An 18,137-nucleotide genomic window follows, 5' to 3' on the forward strand; every position below is an offset into this window, starting at 1 on the left:
CCATGGGTGAGAATGAAGTGTGAGCGAACAGCACCTTTCGGCGGAGGGCCCCCGATGAGCCGCACCAGGGCCCGCGTCTCCGCTCCCGACCAGGCCTGTGTCGCCGCGGTCGATCTGGCGCGCAGCGCGGCCGAGGAGCTCGCGTGGCCGGGCGAGCCCGGCGAGCACCTCGGGTTCGAGGGCGAGGGCGACCGGATCGTCACCCATTACTTCGCCTGTCTCGACCGGGCATACCGCGGCTGGCGCTGGGCCGTCACCGTCACGCGTGCCTCGCGGGCCAAGAAGGTCACGGTCAGCGAGGCCGTCCTGCTGCCCGGCTCGGGCGCGCTGCTCGCGCCCGAGTGGCTGCCGTGGAGCGAGCGACTGCGCCCCGGCGACCTCGGGGTGGGCGACCTGCTGCCGACCTCTGAGGACGACGACAGGCTCGCGCCGGGCTTCACCGAGACCGACGACGACGGCGACCAACAGGCGGTTTTCGAGTACGGCCTGGGCCGGGCACGTGTGCTCTCGGCCATCGGCAAGGACCTGGCGGCCAGACGCTGGCACTCGGGCGAGCACGGGCCGCACACGCCGATCGCACACGCCGCTCCCGCGCAATGCTCCACCTGCGGCTTCTACTGGCCGCTGGCGGGTGGCTTGCGGCAGACGTTCGGGGTCTGCGCCAATGAGTACGCTCCTGACGACGGCAAGGTCGTCGCCGCCGACCACGGCTGCGGCGCCCACTCCGAGGCCGCCGTCCTGCCGCCGACCGTCGAGCAGGCCACGCCGATCCTCGACGACCTGGGCTATGACCTGATGGAGGAGGAGGCGGGCTCGGTCGACGAGTCGGCCTCCGAAGAACTCGGCCATTCCTGACAGAGCAGGCCGCTAACCTACGCGTGGCCGTTACCCCTCTACCAGGATCGTGATCGATGACCGACACCTATGGCACTGACCGGATGCGAGCCGCCGTCCTCTCCGCGTGGACGGCCTCGCCCGCGAGGTTCCGCGAAGACGCCAACGCCGAAGAGGACTTCGCGCTCGGCGGCTACCGGGACCGGCTGATCGTCGAGCTCGCCCAGAACGCCGCCGACGCGGCCTTGCGCGCGGGTGTGCCGGGGGTGCTGCGGCTGACGCTCAGGGGCGACGTGCTGACGGCCGCCAACACCGGCGCCCCGCTCGACGCGACCGGTGTCGAGGGCCTGTCGACGCTGCGCGTCTCCGGCAAACGCGGCGAGGTGGGCGCGGCCGGGCGGTTCGGCGTCGGGTTCGCCGCGGTGGTCTCGGTCTGCGACGAGCCCGCCATCTGCTCGCGCGGCAGCGGCGCGGTCCGCTGGTCGCGTTCGGAGACCACGGCCGCGGTGGCGGAGATCCCCGCGCTCGCGGGCGAGCTCGCCGACCGTTCGGGGCACGTTCCGCTGCTCAGGCTGCCGTTCGACGCGCCGCCGCTCGACGTGCCCGAGGGTTTCGACACCGTCGTACACCTGCCGCTGCGCGACCCGGTCTGCGTGGACGCGGTCCGGGTCATGCTCGCCGAGACCAGCCCGGCGCTGCTGCTCGGCATGCCCGCGCTGGAGGCCATCGAGATCGACCTCGACGGGTCGGTCCGCACCGTGGCCGCCGACGGCTGGCACGTGGTCTCGGAGTCGGGGGAGTTCACGGCCGAGGAGGTGAGCCGGCTCTTCGCCGACCGGCCCACCGAGGAGCGCGCCCGCCCCTACTGGTCGCTGCGCTGGGCGGTGCCGCTCACCGGCACCGGCGAGCCAGGGCCGCTGCCCGCCGCGGTGCCGCCGGTGGTGCACGCGCCGACGCCCAGCGACGAGCCGCTCGACCTGCCCGCGCTGCTGATCGCGTCGTTCCCGATGGCCACCGACCGGCGCCACTTCGCCAAGGGGCCGCTGACCGACTTCCTGGTCGAGCGGGTGGCCGACGCCTACGTCCGCCTGCTCCAGGAGCTGCCGCGCACGCCCAAGCTGCTCGACCTGGTGCCGTCGCTGATGGGCAAGGGCGAGCTGGACGCCAGGATCCGCCGGGCCGTGCTGGCCAGGCTGCCCTCGACGCCGCTGCTGCCGGCGCTGTCCGCGCCCGCGCCCGCCGTGCAGACCCCGTCCTTCGCCGACGCGGAGGTCTACGAGCCCGACGCGCAGTGGCAGGTCGAGCACCCCGCCCGTGAGCCCGGCGACGACGGATGGGTGGTCGCGGGCCAGGAGGCCGCCGTGGTGGCCGCCGGCTCCGCCGAACTGCTCGCGGCGGTCGCCGACTTCGTGCCGGGGCTGCTGCCCGCCGGATGGCCCGCCAGGCATCCGGCGATGGCCGCGCTGGGCGTGCGCAGGGTCGAGCTGGCCGACGTGATCGATCTGCTGTCGGGCGAGGCCGTGGAGGCGCGCGAGCCGTCGTGGTGGCGCTCGCTCTACGAGGTGCTGCCCGCCGACGATCCCGAGTCGCTGGGCGCTCTGCCGGTGCCGCTGACCGACGGCCGGCTGGTGCGCGGGCCGCGCGGCACGCTGATCCTCACCGACGGCGGGGCCGAGCTGGACCTCAGCCCGCTGGGGCTGCGCATCGTGCACCCCGAGGCGGCCCACCCCGCGCTGCTCAGGCTGGGCGCGGCCGAGGCCACGCCGCGCACGATCCTCGAAGACCCGCTGACCAAGGCCGCCGTCGCGCAGTCGCTCGACAGCCCCGACCCGGAGCCGGTGGCGCGGGCCGTGCTGTCGCTGGTGGAGGCCTCGGCGCTGGCGCCCGGCGAGGCGCCGTGGCTGGCCGAGCTGGCCCTGCGCGGCACCGACGGCGAGCTCTACCCCGCCGGTGAGCTGATGCTGGCCGACGGGGCGCTGGCGGGGCTCCTGGAGCCCGGCACGCACCTCGGGGTGGCCGCCTCCGAGCTGGAGGAGGAGTACGGCGCGCGGGTGCTCGCCGCGGCCGGGGTGCTCGACGGGTTCGCGACCGTCCACGAGGCGGACGTGCTGCTCGACCAGGACGACTGCGACCACGACCTCGACGGCGAGGACGACTGGCTCGACCACGTGCTCGACCTGCTGCCCGAGCTGGGCGTGCCGCCGATGGTGCCGGAGTTCCTGGCGGTGCGCGACCTGGAGCTGGTGGCCGACTGGCCGGCCGCCCTCGCGCTGCTGAGCCGCCCGCCGCTGCGGGCCGCCCTCCACCCGCTGCGGGTGGCCGGCGTGGAGGTGCCGTCCTACACGGCGTGGTGGCTGGCCAACCACCCGGTGCTCGACGGGCGCAAGCCGCTGGAGCTGCGGCTGCCCGGGGCCGACCCGCTGCTCCAGGGCCTCTACGCGGACGCGCCCGCGGGGCTCGACGAGGCCGCGCTGTCGATGCTCGGGGTGCGCACGACGCTGTCCGAGCTGCTCGCCTCCCACGGAGGCCCCGAGGAGCTTCTTGACCTGATGGCCGACCCGGCCGTCGAGGTGGACCGGGCGCAGCTGCGGGCCCTGTGGATCGCGCTGGCGGGCGTGGATCCGTCCCGGGTGGCCCCGCCGTCCCGGGTCCGCGCGGTCCTGGCGGGCTCCATCGTGGTGGCCGCCGCGGAGGACGCGGTGGTGGTGGAGGCGCCCGACCTGCTGCAGCTCGTGGTGGACCGGCCGCTCGTGCTGGCCCCGTACGACCTGGCGGAGTCGCTGTCCGAGCTGCTCGACCTGCCGCTGGCCGGGGAGCTGACCTCCGGGGAGGTCACCTCGCAGGGCCAGGTGCGCCCGGTGCCCCAGGAGGTGCAGGCGCTGCTGCCCACGGCGCCCACCAGCTACGTGGAGCACGAGAAGCTGCTGGTGGACGGGGTGGAGTGCACGTGGCGCTTCTTCGAGGGCATGGTCCACTGCACGGGCCTCGACGGGCTCGCCCGCGGCCTGGCCTGGGCCACGGGCCAGTGGAACGACCGGCTGGCGGTGGCCGCGCTGCTGCGTGACCCGGAGTCGGTGCCCCTCCTGCTCGCCGAGTCCGACCTGTCCTGACCTGTCCTGACCTCGGCCTGACCGGCTCGGTGGGGAGGCGCCCCCGTGGTGCCTCCCCGGAGCGTCAGGCCGCGCAGGCGGTGGACCTGGCGGGCACCTTGCCCTCCAGCACGTACGCGTCCACCGTCCGCATGACGCACGCGTTGCCCGTCAGGTAGGCCCCGTGGCCCTCGCCCTCGTACGTGACCAGGACGCCCGTCTTGAGCTGGTCCGTGAGCCGGGTGGCCCACTGGTAGGGCGTGGCCGGGTCGCCCTTGCCGCCGATGACCACGATGGGCCCGGAGCCGGTCGCGTCGATGCGCTTGGCCGCGTCGTCGCCCGGCACCGGCCAGTGGGCGCAGGGAGCGCCCGAGCCCTCCACCGACAGGACCGGGAAGATCTTCTCCACCCGGTCGTTGACCTTGGCGACGTCGGCGGCGGTGGGCCGCTCGGCGGTGTCGGCGCAGCTGATCGCCTGCAGGCTCGTCATCATCGTCGTGTACGTCCCGTCGGCCCTGCGCCCCGTGTACGCGTCCGCCAGCATGAGCAGCGCCGTGCCGTTGCCCTTGATCGCCGCCGCGGCGGCCTGCTCCAGCACCTGCCAGGTCGCCTTGGCGTAGAGCGGGGTGATGACGCCGAGCTGGCCCAGCCCGTACGTGAGCTCCCGGTCCCCCACCTTGAGCGGCTTGTCCTTGAGCCCGTCGAGCAGGCCCACGACCGCCTTCTCGACGGCGGCGGGGTCGGCGCCCAGCTCGCAGCTCTGCGCCACGCAGTCCTCGGCGAACGCCTGGAACGCGTGGTCGAAGCCCTCCGCCTGCGTCACCGCCCGCTGCTCCCACGTGACCGTGGGGTCGAAGGCGCTGTCCAGGACGAAACGGCCGACGTTCTTGGGGAACTGGGTGGCGTACACGGCGCCGAGGTGCGTGCCGTACGAGAGACCGAAATAGTTGAGCTGCTTGTCGCCGAGCGCGATCCTGAGCAGGTCGAGGTCCTTGGCGGCGTTCACGGTGCCGACGTACGGCAGGAGCTTGCCCGAGTCCTGCCGGCACGCCGCCGCGAACTCCCCGGCCAGCCGGTCGCCGTCGGCCTCGGTCGTCGACGCGAGCAGCTTGGCGATCTGGCCGCCGCACCTGACGCCGGAGCTGCGGTCGACGCCGCGCGGGTCGAAGCTGACCAGGTCATAGCGGGTGCCCAGGCTCCCGAACGCCCTGGCGGCCTGCGCCATCGTGTCCACGCCGGAGGCGCCGGGGCCGCCGAAGTTGAAGACCAGCGAGCCGAGGCGGTCGCCGGTGGCCTTGACGCGGATGAGCGCGAGGCCGATCTTCTCACCGTCCGGTCTGGCGTGGTCGAGCGGGACCTGGAGCTTGCCGCACTCGACGCCGGGGGCGGGGGGCGCCGGATTGCCGTCCGGGCCCATGAGGTCGGTGCAGGTGCTCCACGCGACCGTACCCGGCTCCTGGGCGGGCCGGTCGGCCGTGCCGCAACCGGCGAGCGCCACCGCGCTCAGGAGGACTGTCCCTATGGCCTTCTTCATGCTGACAAGCATGCTGAAGCCGGGATAAGCCGAGGTAGTGGGTGAAAACACCACATCCGGATGACTTCAGCGAAGCGCTGGAGATGACGAATGTCAGTTTCGCTGCCGACGGCGTACGAACCACATGCCGAAGAGCCCGAAGCCGATCCCGGTCACGCAGGTCCAGATCCACCAGGTGTTCTCGGGGGCGGGACGGAAGATCAACAGGGCGACCAGCACGACGGCCCAGACCGCGGTGCCGATGGCGACGGCGGCCGTGTCGTTGGTCTTGATCGGCTCCGGATCGGGATGCCACTGCTTCACGTTGTCCAGCCTAGCTTGCAATAGGGTCTCGATCTCATTACCGACTCTTTCCGCAGCTCATCCTGCCTGTCACTGTTCGCGTCGTGAGCGACACTCGTAACGCTATCGACCGTTTCTTCCAAATCTCCCAACGAGGCTCGACCGTATCCCGTGAGGTGCGGGGCGGCCTGGCCACGTTCTTCACCATGGCCTACATCGTGGTGCTGAACCCCATCATCATTGCCAACGGCACGGACGTGCAGAAGCAGGTCATCGGCGACGGCACGACGCCCAACGTGGCGCTCGTCGCCGCCGGGACGGCTTTCGTGGCGGGCGTGCTGACGATCCTCATGGGCGTCGTCGGCCGGGTACCCTTCGCGATGGCGGCGGGGCTGGGCCTGAACGCCTTCGTCACCTTCAACATCGCCTCGGTGATGACCTGGGAAGAGGCCATGGGCCTGGTCTTCCTCGAAGGCGTCATCATCGCCATCCTGGTGCTGACCGGGCTTCGGACGGCGGTCTTCCACGCCATCCCGGCCCAGCTCAAGACCGCCATCAGCGTGGGCATCGGCCTGTTCATCGCGTTGATCGGCTTCGTGGACGCCGGCTTCGTGCGGCGCGTGCCCGCCGGGCCGCCTCTGGAGATGGGCATCGGGGGCAGCCTGACCTCGTGGCCGATCTTCGTGTTCGTGGTCGGCCTGCTCGTCACGGCCGTGATGGTGGCGCGCAAGGTCAAGGGCGCCATCCTGATCGGCATCGTCGGCACCACCGTGCTGGCCATCGTCGTGGAGCTGATCACCAAGTCCGGCCAGTTCTCGGCCAAGAACCCCGGCGGCTGGCAGCTGAATGTCCCGACGGTCCCCGACCAGATCTTCGGCTTCCACAACCCGCTCACGCTGTTCACGGAGTTCGACCCGTTCGGCGCGTTCAGCAGGATCTCCGTGCTGCTGGCCGTGCTGTTCGTCTTCACCCTGCTCATCACGGACTTCTTCGACACCATGGGCACCATCGTGGGCGTCGGCCGCCAGGCGGGCCTGGTGCAGGAGGACGGGACGCTGCCGCGTACCAGGGAGATCCTGCTCGTCGACTCGATCGGCGCGGCGGCCGGCGGCGCCGGGTCCGTCTCCTCCAACACCACCTACATCGAGTCGGCCGCAGGAGTCGGCGAGGGCGCCCGCACCGGTCTGGCCAGCGTGGTCACCGGGTTGCTGTTCCTCGTGGCGATCTTCTTCGCGCCGCTCGTCACGGTCGTCCCGTACGAGGCCGCCGCGCCCGCGCTGATCGTGGTCGGCTTCCTGATGATGACCTCGATCCGCGACATCGACTGGGATGACTTCGAGATCGCGATCCCGGCGTTCCTCACCGTCGTGATCATGCCGTTCACGTACTCGATCTCCAACGGCATCGGCGCCGGCTTCATCAGCTACGTGCTGATCAAGGTCGTGCGGGGCAAGGCGCGCGAGATCCACCCGCTGCTGTGGGGGGTCACGGCGCTGTTCGTCCTGTACTTCGCGATCGGCCCGATCCGCGTGCTCTTCGGCGTCTGAGCACGTCCCTGAAGCCGCCCTGCGCGTGCGGGGCGGCTTCGAGGTACCAAGGAGGTACCAGATATTTGCTTTCGGAAATTTCTCGACATGCCGTATAGTTAGCAAAGGTAATGACACATGCTAACCAAACCCCAGCCCAAGACGGACCTGCGCAGCGACGCAGGCCTGGCTTCAGCCCTGCGCGTCTCAATGGCAAGGCTGACCAGGCGCCTACGACGACAGGCGGCAGCCCACTCGCTGACTCCCACGCAGTTCGCGACGCTCGCCGCGGTGGAACGGCATTCCGGGATAACCCCCGGCGAATTGGCCGAGCTCGAGAAGGTTCAGCCACCCTCGATGACGCGCGTGATCGCCGCCCTCGAGGAGCGCGGCCTGGTCTCGCGCAGCCCGCATCCGACCGACCGGCGACAGGTGACCGTGACGATCACCGAAGCCGCCGAGAAGCTGCTGAAGGAGGAGCGGCGCCGCAAGGAGGCGTGGCTGACGCAGCGGCTGAAGGAGCTCTCGCCAGAGGAGCGGGCGGTGCTGCGGCAGGCGGCGCCGATTCTGGAGAAGCTCAGCAGGATATAGAGCCTGAAGAACCCAAGACCGGGATGTTCCGGTCGCTCAGGATTCCCAACTACCGCATGTTCGCGGCCGGTGGCATCGTCTCCAACGTCGGCACCTGGCTGCAGCGCACCGCCCAGGACTGGCTGGTGCTCGACCTCACCCACGGCAGCGCGGCGGCGCTCGGAACGGCGACCGCGCTGCAGTTCCTGCCGATGCTGATCTTCGGGATGTTCGGCGGCGTGCTCGCCGACCGCTACCCCAAGCGGCCCATCCTCATCGCCGCCCAGTCGCTCATGGCCACCCTGGCGCTGACCATCGGTGTGCTCACCATGACGGGCTCGGCCCAGGTCTGGCACGTGTACGTGATGGCGTTCCTGCTCGGCCTGATCTCCTGCGTCGAGGTGCCCACGCGGCAGGCGTTCGTGGTCGAGATGGTCGGCCGGCGCGACCTGTCCAACGCCATCGCGCTGAACAGCTCTATCTTCAACCTCGCCCGCGTGGTCGGCCCGGCGCTCGCCGGTGTGCTGATCTACGTGCTCGGCGGCACGGGGCCCATCTTCCTGATCAACGCGACGACCTTCGGCGCGGTGATCTCCAGCCTGGTCTTCATGCGTAGATCCGAGCTGAACCCCGCCGCGCCCGTGCCCAGGGCCAAGGGCCAGCTCCGCGAGGGGCTCCGGTACGTGATCGAGCGCGAAGAGCTGCTCATGCCGGTGCTGCTGATCGGGTTCGTGTCGATGTTCTCGCAGTCGTTCTCGATGTCGATCGCGCTCATGGCGCGCGAGGTGTTCAAGGCCGGGGCGTCCTCGTTCGGGCTGGCCTCCAGCATGTTCGCGGTGGGGGCGCTCGGGGGCGCGCTGCTCGCGGCGCGCCGGGCACGCCTGTCACGCAAGGTGCTGGTGGCCGGGGCGCTCGGGTTCGGGCTCTTCCAGATCGCCACCGGGCTGGCCCCGTTCTACCCCGTCTACCTGCTGCTGCTGATCCCGACCGGGATCGCGCTGATCACCATCAACACGGCCGCCAACGCCAGCGTCCAGATCGCCACGTCCCCGGACATGCGGGGCCGGGTCATGGGGATCTACATGCTGGTGTTCACCGGCGGGGCTCCCGTGGGCGCGCCGCTCATCGGCTGGCTGTCGGAGCTGGGCGGGCCGCGGGCGGGCGTGATCCTGTCCGGCGTGCTGGTGCTGGTCGGCACCGGGCTGGCGATGCTGGTGACGCGCCTGATCACCGCCCGCGTCGCGAAGCCGGCGCTCGCCGTCGCCTGAGCCCCCACCCCTGGGGCCCAGGCGGCAGGTGGGCAAGAGACAATCAGGTGGTATGAGGCTGTTCGCGGCGCTGGTGCCGCCCGACGAGATCCTGGACGAGATCTCGCGCGCCATCGCGCCGCACGTCGGGCAGGTGCCGGGGCTGCGCTGGCCCGACCGTGCCACCTGGCACATCACGCTGGGCTTCTTCGGCGAGGTGCCCGAGCAGGTGCTGCCCGAGCTGGAGGAGCGCCTGGCCCGCGCCGTACACCGCTACAGCGTCCTCGACCTGGCCTTCACCGGCTTCGGCGCCTTCTCCTCCGCCCGCCGGGCCAGGGTCTTCTGGGTGGGCGTCACGGGCGACTCCATGACGAGGCTGGCGGACTCGGTCAAGGCGGGCGCCCGGCGGGCCGGGGCCGTACAGACCGATGAGAAACGGTTCCACCCGCACCTCACGCTGGCCCGCGCCAAGACGGAGACGGACCTGCGCCCGCTGGTCGAGTCGCTGTCCGGGTTCAGCGGCTCGCCGTGGCGGGCGGAGCAGGTCCGTCTCGTCCGCAGTCACACAGGGCCCCAGGTGAGGTACGAGTCACTCGCCGAATGGGCGCTCGCACCCTCCGGGCAGAGCTAGGCTCCAGACCGTGGATCGTCCTCGCATGTGGCTGCTGCCGATTGTGCTCGGCCTGCTCCTGCTCATCGTCGTCGTCGGCGCCCTGGTGAGCTGATTTACCAGGCGTAGTCCTCGGGGGCCGTCTTGTGACCGGGGAAGATCTCGTCGAGACGGGCCAGCGTGGCCTCGTCAAGGTCGATCTCCAGGGTGCGCAGGCTGCCCTCGAGCTGCTCCAGGGTGCGCGGGCCGATGATCGGCGCGACCACCGCCCGCTGCTTGAGCAGCCAGGCCAGGGCCACGTACGCCGGGTCCTCGCCCAGCTCGTCGCAGAGCTTCTCGTACTGCTCGATCTTGTCGCGGTGCTTCTCGAGCTGCTTGACCATGTGCTCGGAGGCCGAGCGGCCCTTGTCGATCTTGCGCAGCACGCCGCCGAGCAGGCCGCCGGCCAGCGGGCTCCACGGGATCACACCGAGCCCGTAGTCCTCGCACGCGGGCAGCACCTCGAGCTCGACCGCGCGGGTGAGCAGGTTGTAGTGGGACTGCTCGCTGATGAGGCCGTTGACGTTACGCCGGGCGGCCGCCTCCTGGGCCTTGGCGATGTGCCAGCCGGCGAAGTTGGACGACCCCACGTAGATGATCTTGCCCTGCTGGCGCAGGACGTCCATCGCCTCCCAGAACTCCTCGTACGGGGTGTCCCGGTCGACGTGGTGCGCCTGGTAGATGTCGATGTAGTCGGTCTGCAGCCGCTTCAGCGAGGCGTCGCAGGCCCTGCGGATGTTGAGGGCGGACAGCTTCTGGTCGTTGGGCCAGTCGCTCATCTTGCCGTTGAGCTTGGTCGCGATGACGGTCTTCTCCCGGCGCCCGCCGCCCTGGGCGAACCACCGGCCGACGATCTGCTCGGTGATGCCCTCGCCCAGCTTCCAGCCGTACACGTTGGCCGTGTCGAAGAAGTTGATCCCCAGCTCCAACGCCCGGTCCATGATCGCGAAGGAGTCTTCCTCCGTGGTCAGGGGGCCGAAGTTCATGGTGCCGAGGCAGAGCGGACTCACCTGGAGGCCACTGCGTCCGAGGTTGACGTAATCCATGACTTCAACCCTAAAGACCTGGAGTGCACTCCAGGCCATACACTAGGTCCATGATCTCCAATGGAGCGCCGGCGGACCTCCGCGCTTCATGATCGCTTTACTCCGCGCCGCCGTGCCGCTGTTCCTGGCGATGGTCGCGGGCATGGTCGGCTCCCTGGTGGTCACCTCGGTGCTCGGCAAGCATGACACAGTGACGCTGGCCGCGTTCGCGGTCGTGACCGCCGTGCTCAACCCCGCCGGCGCCGCGGTGCAGGGCGCGCTGCGCGGGCTCGGGCCGTTCGTGGCCCCGTACCGGGACGACCCGGCGGCGGCCGTGCCGATCGTGCGGGACGCGCGCTGGCTCAGCCTGGCCACCGGCCTGGTCGGCGCGCTCGCCGTGATCTGCGTGCCGCTGATCGCGAGCGCCACCGGGGTGCCCGGCGAGGTGGTGCGCGAGATGGGCCTGCTGCCGTACTTTCTCGCGGTGTCGCTGCTGGTCTTCGCCTCCACCGGAGGTTCGAGCACCATCCTGATCGCGCTCGGGCACACCCGCGGCGTGCTCTGGCCGACCCTGGTCTCCGGCGTGGTGCTGGGCGGGCTCACCGTCGTGCTGGTACCGCCGCTCGGGCTCACCGGCGTGGGCCTGGCCTGGCTGATCTCGGGCACGGCGGCGGCGCTCGTGGCGACCTACGGCGTGCGGCGCGCGCTCGGGCGGCCCGTCGGGCAGGCCCGGCCCAGGACCGGCGAGATCGTCGCCCTGGCGAAGGTCAGCATCCCGCTGGCCGGGACCGTGCTCATCAAGTTCGGCGTGCTCGGGGTCGTCACCTTCGCGGCCGGCACCACCAGCACGCGCGACACCGCCGCCCACGCGGTGCTGACCACCCTCACCGGCTTCATCATGATGGCCTCGCTCTCCGTCGCCCAGGCCGCGATGCCGGACGTGGCCCGCGCCCCCGACCCGGCGGGTGCGCGCCGGGCCAACCGCACCGCGGCCCTGCTCGCCGTCATGGGGACGCTCACCGGGGCGGGCCTGCTGCTCGGGCTCGGGGAGCAGTTGCTGAGGCTGTTCAGCGACGACGCGGCGGTGCGGGAGCGCGTGCTGGGGCTGCTGCCGCTGATGTTGCTCGCGTCGCTGCTGGACGCGGCCCAGGCGGTGCAGGGCTTCGGCCTCACCGCGCTCAAACGCTCCGCCGCCAGCCTGTCCTACTTCGCGATCGGGTACGGGCTGCTGGTCGTGGCCGCCGTACCCGTGGCCAGGACCTGGGGGATCACCGGCCTGTGGGTGGCCATGGCGGTGGCCAACGGGCTCCTGGTCGTGCTCCAGGGCACCGGTTTCCACCGCCACAGCGCCAACGTCGGGCGGGTCCTCGTCGGCTAGAAACCCGGGAGGGTGAGGTCGCCCGCCCAGGCTTTGTACGTGTACTCGGCGAGCTTGCGGATCCGGCCGGTGTTGACGTCGATCGCGTACGTGACCTCGCCCAGCGTGGGCACGCTGTCCTTGTCCCTGTCCTTGCTCCTCCAGTAGCTGTCCCTCGCCATGTCGCTGACCACCACTTCCGTGGGGCTCTGCCAACCGCCGATGCGCGGGCTTCGAACGTCCTTCGGGACGTCGGTGAACTTGGCCCTGGACAGGATCTTGCCGGTGGTGACGTCGAGTGTGACGATCGTGTCGACGGGGCGGGTCACGAGATGGTCCTTGATCTCCTCGCCGTCGAGGTAGGCCAGAGTGCGCCCGTCCGCAGACAGCTCGCTGAGCTGGTCCGCGGACTTGCCCAACGGCGTCACCTTCCCGCCGTCGAACAGACCCAGTCGGTCCTTGTCGTCGCTGACCACGATCGGGCTCCCGCCGTTACCGATCCGCCGCACGTGCCACCCCTCGGGGATCTCGGTCACCTGGCCCGTCTCCATGTCCACCACAGAGCTCGACCCGCCCAGCAGGCCGAGGAAACGCCCGTCGGGGGAGAGCACCAGCACCATCCCGCTCTTCACCATCGTCTCCCGCGTGACGGTCTGCGGGGTGAGCCAGATCCGGCCGTCGGCCAGGTCCCGGACCGCGAACCGCTGGTCCTTCTCGCTGTAGTACGCCACCCGCTTTCCGTCCGAGGAGATCTCCAGGGGGCCGCCGGTGTTCATGTAGTTGTCGGCAGTCTGCTCGGTGTACACGCTGAGCGCCTCAGGCATCCGGAAGCTCCCGCCGGTGCTGGTCACCAGCCGCCACTGGGCGCATTCCTTGCCGAAGGTTTTGGTGTTCTTCCGGGGGTCCCATTGCCTGCCGCAGAAGTCGTAGTACGCGTACGCGGCCGGGTCCACGCCGGAGGAGGGGAGCACGTTCGCGATCTCGCCGCTCATCGTGGCGCCGCCCGGGGTGGTGATCAGGACGGTGGCCGTGAGCGCGGCCGCGACCAGCGACGCCAGCGCCGAGCCGAACGTCGCCGCCTTCCACCTGCGAGCCCCCCGCACCGCGCGCTCGGCCAGGTCGACCTCGGGCGCCTGGGCGGCGATCAGCTGGAGCTCGTCACGGAACCGGGTCATCGGTAGACCTCCTCGGGATCGACGTCGTGAAGCAGTTCGGCCAGCTCGGGGGCGAGGGCGCGTAAGCGGCCGAGCGCGTGGCTGGTCTGGCTCTTGACCGTGCCGGGCGAGCAGCCGAGCAGGTCGGCGGTCTCGTCGACGCTGCGGTCCTCGTAGTACCGCAGCACCAGCACGGCCCGCTGCCGTGGCGTCAGGCGCAGGAGCGCCCGCTGCAGCGCCATGCGGTGCAGGCTCTCGTCCTCGGGTCCGGCCCCGTGCCCGATCTCCGGCGGGTGCGCGGTGAGCGTCTCCTTGGCACGCCTGCGCCGCCGCCAGGAGATGTGCTCGTTGACGAGCGCCCTGCGGACGTACGCCTCCGGATTGCCGTCTTTCATCAGCTTGCGCCAGTGCCTGGCCGTCCGCATCAGAACGGTCTGCAGCAGGTCCTCGGCCTGCGGGGCGTTACCGGTGAGCAGGTACGCGGTACGCATCAGCGCGTGCTGGCGTCCGCGGACGAACTCCCTGAAGCCCTCATATGGGTCCATGCCTCTCCTTCCACCCGCTATCAACGCGGACACGAGCGGCGGCGTTGGAGGTCGGTCTTGGGCGGCGACTCGTGGGGCATGATGTCGGAGTGGGGGATGGAGTGATGCGGGCGCTGGCCGCCGCGGGGGCTGTGGCGATGGCCACCAGTGTGCTGTTCACCGTTCCCGCCCGTGCGGCGGTGGCGGACGAGGGGATGGAGAAGCTTTTCACCTTCAAGGATCCCAAGATCACGGAGTCCAGCGGCCTGGCCGTCTCGCCGACGCACGCGGACACCTACTACACGCACAATGACAGCTCCGCCAGCCCCACCTTCTACGCCGTGGACGGCAAGGGGCGGACGCGGGCCACCTTCCAGGTGAAGGGCGCCCAGGCGAGAGACTGGGAGGCCATGGCCGCGACCAAGGACCCGGCCACGGGGCAGGCCACGCTGTGGTTCGCGGACATCGGCGACAATCTCAACGGGGCCTGGCCGGACGTCTCCATCTACCGCGTGGTGGAGCCCCAGACCATCAAGGACGCCACCCTGCCCGCGACCCGCTACCGCTTCCGCTACGCCGACGGCGGCCGCAACGCGGAGGGCATCATGATCAACCCCAAGACGGGGCGGCTCTACGTGGTGTCCAAGGAGTTCTCGGGGTCCGTCTACGCCGCGCCGAAGAAGCTCCGTACCGACAGGACGAACGTCCTGCGCAAGGTGGCCACCGCGCCCCTCATGGCCACGGACGCCGCCTACGCCCCCGACGGCTCCTCGTACGTCATCCGCACGTACTTCTCGGCCACCCTCTACCGCCCGTCGGGCGAGATGATCACCAGGGTGTCGATGCCGGAGCTGAAGCAGGCGGAGTCGATCACGTACACGGCGGACGGCAAGTACCTGCTCACGGGCACGGAGGGGCCCCGAAGCCCGGTCTACCGCGTCACGATCCCCGGCGCCGCCCAACCCGCCACCACCGCCGCCACCACCCCCAGCCCGACCGCGGCCGCGCGGCAGGCCCCCGCGAAGGACGCGGGCACGACCTCCCAGGCGGCCGTCGACGCGGGCGCCACCGGCTTAACGGCCAAGGACATCCTGATCTGGATCGCCGCCGCCGCGACCGCCCTGGGCACCATCACCTTCATCGCCCGCCGCACCCGCTGACCCCACCCCATCCGGCCCCCGTCCGCCGCTCGGAATGATCGATCGTGAAACGCGATCGTTCCGATGAAAAACATGCGTTGGACTCATAGATGCTCCATCGCCCAGGCTGTCCGCATGACGGCGATGAGACCTCGAACGGACGGCCGCCTGTCGCGCGGGCTGCTCCTGCTCATGTCAGTGGCGACCGGGTTGGCGGTCGCCGGCAACTACTTCGCGCAGCCGCTGCTCGACCTGATCGGCCGGGAGCTGGGCGTCGGGCCGTCGCAGGCGGCGCTGGTGGTGACGGCCGCGCAGGGCGGGTACGCGCTGGGGCTGATCCTGCTGGTGCCGCTCGGCGATCTGGTGGAGCGGCGGCGGCTGGCGGTGGCGCTCTACGCGGCGACCGCGGTGTTCCTGCTGGTGTCGGCCACCGCTCCCAACGGCACGGTGCTCCTGGCCGGTACCGCCCTGACCGCGCTGACCTCGGTGGGAGCGCAGGTCGTGGTGCCGTTCGCGGCGACGCTGGCGGACCCGGCCGAGCGCGGCCGGGTGGTCGGCACCGTGATGACCGGGCTGATGCTCGGGTTGTTGCTGGCGCGCGCCGCGTCCGGAGCCCTGTCGGAGGTGGGCGGGTGGCGGACGGTCTACTGGGTGAACGCGGCCCTGATGGTGCTGATGGCCGTGCTGCTGCGTACGTTCCTGCCCCGGCTCGGCGCGGACGGCGGCCGCCTGACCTACCTCGGCCTGCTGCGCTCGACGGTGGCGATGTTCCGGCACGAGCCGCTGCTGCGGTGGCGGGCGGGGATCGGCGCGTTGAGCCTCGCCTCGTTCAGTGTGCTGTGGACGGCGTTGACCTTCCTGCTGTCGGGGTCGCCGTACGACTGGCCTGAGTCGGCCATCGGCCTGTTCGGGCTGGTCGGCGTCGTGGGCGCGCTGACCGCCACGGTGGCGGGGCGGCTGGCCGACCGCGGATACGTACAGGTCGTGACCGGTGCCGGGACGGTGCTGCTGGTGGCGTCCTGGCTGGCGCTCGCGGCGGGGGCGCGGTCCCTGATCTGGCTGGTCGCCGGCGTGGTCGTGCTGGACCTGGCGCATCAGGCGGTGCTCAACAGCAGCCAGAACGTCCTGTTCGCGCTGCGGCCCGAGGCCCGCAACCGGATCAACTCGGCCTTCCTCACCGTCTTCTTCGCCGGGGGAGCGGTGGGGTCCGCGCTGGCGTCCGTGGTCTGGGTGCACGGGGGCTGGACCGGCGTGTTCGTCCTGGGCGCCGCCCTTTCGGCCGGGACCGCCGTGCTCTGGGCCCTGGAACGCATCACCGTCAAGCGGTCGGCGGGCGAATCCCCGAAGACCGTGCTCCGTACCCCCGCCACTGCCAAAGGAGAATGAGCGTGTCTCGCACCGTACTGATCACCGGGGCCACCGGAACCGTGTCCACCGCGCTGATCGACGCGCTGAAAGGAGCCGAGGTCGGCCTCCGCGCGCTCGTCCACGACGAGTCCGGCGCGGGCCGCCTGTCCGAGCAGGGGGCCGAGGTGTTCGTGGGTGACCTCGACGACGCCCGGTCGCTGCCGCCCGCCTTCGAGGGCGTGCAGGACGTGTGGCTGCTCACCCCGAACGGCCCGCGCGCCCCGGAGCACAGCATGAACGCCGGGTGGGCCGCCCGCCAGGCGGGGGTGGAGCGCGTCGTCCGCCTGTCCGTCGTCGGCGCGGCGCACGACGCGCCGAACCGCAGCGGCAGGCTGCACGCGCTGTCCGACCAGGAGCTCGAACAGTGGGGCATGCGCTGGACGATCCTGCGCCCGCACTGGTTCATGCAGAACCTGCTGAACGAGGCGGGCGACATCGCCGCCACCGGCACGTTCTCGCTGAACCTGGCCTCGGCGCGGATCGGCATGATCGACGTACGCGACATCGCCGGGTGCGCCGCCCGCGTGCTCCTCGACGACCCCGACCGTCACCACGGCAAGACGTACACGCTCACCGGCCCGCGCTCGCTGACGTTCGACGAGGTCGCCGAGCAATTGAGGCTGGCTCTCGGCAGGCCGGTCACGTACCTGCCGGTCGGCGACGACGCCAAGCGCAAGACGCTGCTCGGCTACGGCGTCCCGACCTGGATCGTCGACATGCTGGAGGAGTACGCGCAGGCGTACGCCTCCGGCTGGGGCGACTTCACCACCGACACGGTCGCCGCCCTTCTCGGCCGCCCTCCGCGCGACATCGCCGACTTCGCCCGCGACCACGCCGCGGCGTTCACCTCGACCGGAGGCGGCAAGTGACGCGATCGATCAGGGCCCTCGGCGCGATCCTCGCCGCGCTCGCGCTGGCCGTCACCATGGGCGGCTCCGCCGGAGCGGCCGCGGACCGGCGGGCCGGGGATCTTCCGGCCTCGATCTCGCTGCCCGACGGTTTCCGGCCCGAGGGCATCGCTACCGGCGCCGGCCCCTTCGCCTTCATCAGCTCCATGGCCGACGGCTCCATCTACCGCGCCGACCTGCGCACCGGGCGCGGCGCGATCATCAGCCGCGGACCCGGCACGCCGTCGCTCGGCATGAAGCTCGACTCGCGGGGCCGGCTGTTCGTGGCGGGCGGCACGGGCGGTGACGCGCGGGTCGTCGACTCCCGCACCGGCCGGGTGCTGGCCTCCTACCGGCTGGTCACCGGCCCGGCGTTCGTCAACGACGTCATCCTCACCCGGAACGCCGCGTGGTTCACCGACTCCACCAACCCGGTGCTCTACAAGCTGCCGCTGCGCGGCGGACGGCTGCCCGCCACCGCGGTGCGGATCCCGCTCACCGGGGACCTGGAGTACGGCGACGGCTTCAACGCCAACGGCATCACGCCCACTCCGGACGGCCGCGGCCTGATCGTCGTGCAGTCGAACACCGGCGGGCTGTTCCGCGTCGACCCGTCCGGCGCGACCCGCCGGGTGGACCTGCACGGCGAGTCGCTGCGGGAGGGCGACGGCCTGTTGCTGCGCGGCCGGACGTTGTACGCGGTGCAGAACCGGCTCAACGCCGTGGCCGTCCTGCGCCTGAACGAGACGGGGACCGAGGGCCGCGTCGTGCGGCGGGTGAGCGATCCCAGGTTCGACGTGCCGGCGACCGTGGCCGCCTTCGGGTCCCGGTTGTACCTCCCCAACGCCCGCTTCGACACGACGCCGACCCCGGACACGCCGTACGACGCCGTCGCCATCCCCCGGCCCTGACC

Annotated in this window: 16 protein-coding genes; 11 read left to right on the forward strand and 5 right to left on the reverse strand. The window is 71.3% G+C overall.

What is annotated here, in order from left to right; genetic code table 11:
• Positions 1-54: 54 nt before the first annotated feature.
• Positions 55-855, forward strand: coding sequence for a DUF3027 domain-containing protein (locus tag AB0J87_RS29140; RefSeq protein WP_363970169.1), 801 nt, complete (start codon positions 55-57; stop codon positions 853-855).
• Positions 856-911: 56 nt separating this feature from the next.
• Positions 912-3,944: a hypothetical protein gene (locus AB0J87_RS29145; protein WP_363970171.1), complete on the forward strand. Its 3,033-nt coding sequence runs from the start codon at positions 912-914 to the stop codon at positions 3,942-3,944.
• A 64-nt stretch (positions 3,945-4,008) separates the two neighbouring features.
• Here AB0J87_RS29145 and AB0J87_RS29150 read toward each other — a convergent pair whose 3' ends face one another.
• Positions 4,009-5,457: an alpha/beta hydrolase gene (locus tag AB0J87_RS29150; protein ID WP_363970173.1), complete on the reverse strand. Its 1,449-nt coding sequence runs from the start codon at positions 5,455-5,457 to the stop codon at positions 4,009-4,011.
• A 93-nt stretch (positions 5,458-5,550) separates the two neighbouring features.
• Positions 5,551-5,760, reverse strand: coding sequence for a DUF2530 domain-containing protein (locus AB0J87_RS29155; protein ID WP_350738492.1), 210 nt, complete (start codon positions 5,758-5,760; stop codon positions 5,551-5,553).
• 83 nt (positions 5,761-5,843) lie between these two features.
• On the opposite strand from AB0J87_RS29155, the gene AB0J87_RS29160 reads away from it, so the two are divergent.
• The 4 genes from AB0J87_RS29160 (at position 5,844) to thpR (ending at position 9,713) form a co-directional block, all read left to right on the forward strand.
• A complete protein-coding gene (locus tag AB0J87_RS29160) occupies positions 5,844-7,286 on the forward strand; it encodes an NCS2 family permease (protein WP_350738489.1) in 1,443 nt (480 codons plus the stop codon).
• Between the two features lie 117 nt (positions 7,287-7,403).
• Positions 7,404-7,856, forward strand: a complete 453-nt coding sequence (locus AB0J87_RS29165) for a MarR family transcriptional regulator (protein WP_355376980.1) — start codon at positions 7,404-7,406, stop codon at positions 7,854-7,856.
• Between the two features lie 23 nt (positions 7,857-7,879).
• The gene (locus AB0J87_RS29170) at positions 7,880-9,103 is read left to right on the forward strand and encodes an MFS transporter (protein ID WP_363970176.1); all 1,224 of its coding nucleotides are present in this window, start codon (positions 7,880-7,882) and stop codon (positions 9,101-9,103) included.
• Positions 9,104-9,155: 52 nt separating this feature from the next.
• Entirely contained in the window at positions 9,156-9,713 is a 558-nt protein-coding gene (gene thpR, locus AB0J87_RS29175) for an RNA 2',3'-cyclic phosphodiesterase (RefSeq protein WP_350738481.1), read from the forward strand.
• Between the two features lie 95 nt (positions 9,714-9,808).
• Here the strand turns inward: thpR and AB0J87_RS29180 are convergent, their stop codons facing one another.
• The gene (locus AB0J87_RS29180; protein WP_350738478.1) at positions 9,809-10,777 is read right to left on the reverse strand and encodes an aldo/keto reductase; all 969 of its coding nucleotides are present in this window, start codon (positions 10,775-10,777) and stop codon (positions 9,809-9,811) included.
• Between the two features lie 88 nt (positions 10,778-10,865).
• On the opposite strand from AB0J87_RS29180, the gene AB0J87_RS29185 reads away from it, so the two are divergent.
• Positions 10,866-12,134: an MATE family efflux transporter gene (locus tag AB0J87_RS29185; RefSeq protein WP_363970179.1), complete on the forward strand. Its 1,269-nt coding sequence runs from the start codon at positions 10,866-10,868 to the stop codon at positions 12,132-12,134.
• On the opposite strand, the gene AB0J87_RS29190 is transcribed toward AB0J87_RS29185, so the two are convergent.
• Both AB0J87_RS29190 and AB0J87_RS29195 read right to left on the reverse strand, forming a co-directional pair.
• Entirely contained in the window at positions 12,131-13,288 is a 1,158-nt protein-coding gene (locus tag AB0J87_RS29190) for a hypothetical protein (protein WP_363970181.1), read from the reverse strand. The two genes, AB0J87_RS29185 and AB0J87_RS29190, sit on opposite strands and share 4 nt — an antisense overlap.
• Positions 13,285-13,812, reverse strand: a complete 528-nt coding sequence (locus AB0J87_RS29195; protein WP_363970183.1) for a SigE family RNA polymerase sigma factor — start codon at positions 13,810-13,812, stop codon at positions 13,285-13,287. Before AB0J87_RS29195 ends, AB0J87_RS29190 begins: the two co-directional genes overlap by 4 nt.
• 89 nt (positions 13,813-13,901) lie before the next feature.
• Here AB0J87_RS29195 and AB0J87_RS29200 point away from each other — a divergent pair, with 89 nt between their 5' ends.
• The 4 genes from AB0J87_RS29200 (at position 13,902) to AB0J87_RS29215 (ending at position 18,135) form a co-directional block, all read left to right on the forward strand.
• Positions 13,902-14,951: a hypothetical protein gene (locus AB0J87_RS29200; RefSeq protein ID WP_363970185.1), complete on the forward strand. Its 1,050-nt coding sequence runs from the start codon at positions 13,902-13,904 to the stop codon at positions 14,949-14,951.
• A 123-nt stretch (positions 14,952-15,074) separates the two neighbouring features.
• Positions 15,075-16,316, forward strand: a complete 1,242-nt coding sequence (locus tag AB0J87_RS29205) for an MFS transporter (RefSeq protein WP_363970187.1) — start codon at positions 15,075-15,077, stop codon at positions 16,314-16,316.
• A 2-nt stretch (positions 16,317-16,318) separates the two neighbouring features.
• Complete coding sequence (locus tag AB0J87_RS29210) at positions 16,319-17,206, forward strand: SDR family oxidoreductase (RefSeq protein WP_363970189.1); 888 nt, start codon at positions 16,319-16,321, stop codon at positions 17,204-17,206.
• Positions 17,203-18,135 carry a superoxide dismutase gene (locus AB0J87_RS29215; protein ID WP_363970191.1) on the forward strand — a complete coding sequence of 311 codons (933 nt, stop codon included), beginning with the start codon at positions 17,203-17,205 and terminating at the stop codon, positions 18,133-18,135. The genes AB0J87_RS29210 and AB0J87_RS29215 overlap by 4 nt, the downstream gene beginning before the upstream one ends.
• Positions 18,136-18,137 lie beyond the last annotated feature (2 nt).

The sequence above is a fragment of the Nonomuraea sp. NPDC049625 genome, assembly GCF_040675285.1.
Lineage (GTDB): Bacteria > Actinomycetota > Actinomycetes > Streptosporangiales > Streptosporangiaceae > Nonomuraea > Nonomuraea angiospora_A.